General features: G+C 37.1%; 2 protein-coding genes. One reads left to right on the forward strand and one right to left on the reverse strand.

What is annotated here, in order from left to right; translation table 11 throughout:
- The first annotated feature begins 432 nt into the window (after window positions 1-432).
- On the forward strand, window positions 433-1,050 hold the full coding sequence (locus tag MXE38_RS12130) for an SMI1/KNR4 family protein (protein WP_246915446.1): 618 nt from the start codon (window positions 433-435) through the stop codon (window positions 1,048-1,050).
- A gap of 235 nt (window positions 1,051-1,285) precedes the next feature.
- On the opposite strand, the gene MXE38_RS12135 is transcribed toward MXE38_RS12130, so the two are convergent.
- Window positions 1,286-1,843, reverse strand: a complete 558-nt coding sequence (locus tag MXE38_RS12135) for an RNA 2'-phosphotransferase (RefSeq protein ID WP_246915448.1) — start codon at window positions 1,841-1,843, stop codon at window positions 1,286-1,288.
- Window positions 1,844-2,246: the final 403 nt, after the last annotated feature.

A 2,246-nucleotide genomic window follows, 5' to 3' on the forward strand; every position in this document is an offset into this window, starting at 1 on the left:
TTTTATCACTTTACTAGATACAACATTTTGGCAAAAAAATGGATCAAAACGATCCAAATTTTCACACTAAATTTTTAGGTTTTTCTTTAAGCACCAATCGATACCTATCAATAATGCCGGGCTATGATTGAAATCTCACTGCACAAATACCACTAACCTACTCAGCCAGTAAAATTGTGGAAAAGCACAAGACAATTAGCAAATTAAGGTGCCACTTTGGTTCGTTAGTATGTAATAGGCTTTCAATTTAATCAGTAGTGAGTTTGAACAAAGTAGTCGAAAAAAGTACCAGACTCAAAACTAACTTTAATTGTAAGGCAAGTTTTGTGGCAAAATGCGTAAGATTAGCTAAATAAGCCCTATGGCGTGTCAATTTCGTGAGAGACTTAATGGTTTCTACATCATCATCATCTTTAGATAGGAACTACAGCTATGCTGAATAATTCATATCAGGACTTTATGGAGCAGTTTTTCCAAGCTTACTATCAAAAACTAGCAGGGGAAAATGATGCTCTAGCGCTAAGACTTCCTTTGAGTGATAAAGATCAGTCTATGTTCTTAGATCCTATGATCAAAAGTGAGTGGAAGCAATGGAAGTTGGTCAGATCTGACCTCAAGGAGTCTGACTTTGGAAAGTTAGAAAATGAGCTTAATATCAAGCTTCCAGAGATTTTTAAAGCTTTTTTAGGCACTTATTATCATTGTTTTGATAATCCTATTGGGCCCAATCCTATCTCAGAGCCATTTAAGGCTCTAAAAAGAGCCTGGAACCCATATTTAGTTCAGTGCGGCTATTTGCCTTTTGCTTGGGATGAGGATGGCTACTACATAATTTGCTGTGATCTGTCTTATCTCCCAGACGAGTTGAGCTGTCCTATTTGTCAAATCGATCATGAAATATTGTTTGACCTTACGGACGAGTATGAGGACGAATATGAAGACGAAGCTGATAGTGAGTTTGAGATTAATAAGGAGCTTCGTCAGAACATAGCAGCAAACATGGAACAACTAGCACCTGATTTGTGCTCTTATCTTAAGGGCTTTCTTTAGGAAAAACATATAGCCACTAATAATCGTTTGATTAATAAATCTGGTTCAAGTAAAAATGTTGCGGGATCAACAAGCTAATCATACTGTACTTATAAAGTAGCACCTTTAAGAACAAGCTATTTTAGCTGTTTATTCCCATTTTCTTATAAACCATTAATCTAATCTTCCTAAGCGATCCCGCAGAATTTTTACTTGATCCTAAATCTATAAGATAGCTCTGGGCTGGGGAAAGAGGCTAATCATTCATAGCGTCCCAATTAATATATTTGGTACTAACGTGATCGCACAGCCATACTTTGTTTTCTGACAAGTAAAAGTTAATACCATCTTCATACATAGCCTGGGCATTAATAGTTAGTACCACTACTTTGCCATGGCGAATGCCGACTTTGGTAGCTGTGGGAATATCAGCGCTCAGGTGTACATATTGGCGCTTCATTTTGCAAATGCCTTGTGCTCTTATCGACTCTAGGAATCGTAGAGCAGTGCCGTGATAGAGCAGCGCAGGTGGTTTTTGTGGGGAAAGTTTTAGATCAACACTAATGGAGTGTCCCTGGTTGGCTCTAATTCTAGTCCCTTGCGCATCAAAGCTGTAGCGCTGCTTATCATTGTTGGCAACAATGCTTTGTAAAGTAGCAAGGTCGATAAAAGCTCCATGAGCACACATTTTTTCAATAAGCTCATCAACCTTAGCCCAACCCTCATGGTCTAACGTAAGTCCAATAGTTTCTGGCTTATGGCGCAACACTAAACTTATAAAGCGCCCTAATTTAACCTCATCATTGTTTGCCATCAAGAACCTCTTTTATATGAGCTAACTTGCTTTTGAGTTCTAGTACTTTTTGCTCTATGGTGTTAATCGTATAGATAAAAACCTCATCATCTTTACCAGAAGGATCATCAAGGCCCCAGTTTTCACTGTATTTAGCTTTAAGATTAGGACAGCCATATAGACCGCCAATTTGGTGTTAGCGAACAAACAGCCTATAATCATTGCTATTATCGATAACTTTGAATATTAATAAAACTACACTATTTTAACCTTTTATATAGATATATGTGACTGGGATCACAATTTAAATTTGTGCATATATTCATTACTATCAATATGTCCGTAAAATTCTGATTATGTTATGAATTTAGGCGTTATCAAGGCGTAACTATTCTTACCGTAGTATAACGACAGTAAACATAAT

The organism is Anaerobiospirillum sp. NML120448 (genome assembly GCF_023050945.1).
Classification (GTDB): Bacteria; Pseudomonadota; Gammaproteobacteria; order Enterobacterales; family Succinivibrionaceae; genus Anaerobiospirillum.

What these genes read in the sequence shown, in the direction of transcription:
- MXE38_RS12130 (WP_246915446.1), top strand. Translation starts at nt 433, where the DNA reads ATGCTGAATAATTCATATCAGGACTTTATGGAGCAGTTTTTCCAAGCT.
- MXE38_RS12135 (WP_246915448.1), bottom strand. Translation starts at nt 1,843, where the DNA reads ATGGCAAACAATGATGAGGTTAAATTAGGGCGCTTTATAAGTTTAGTG.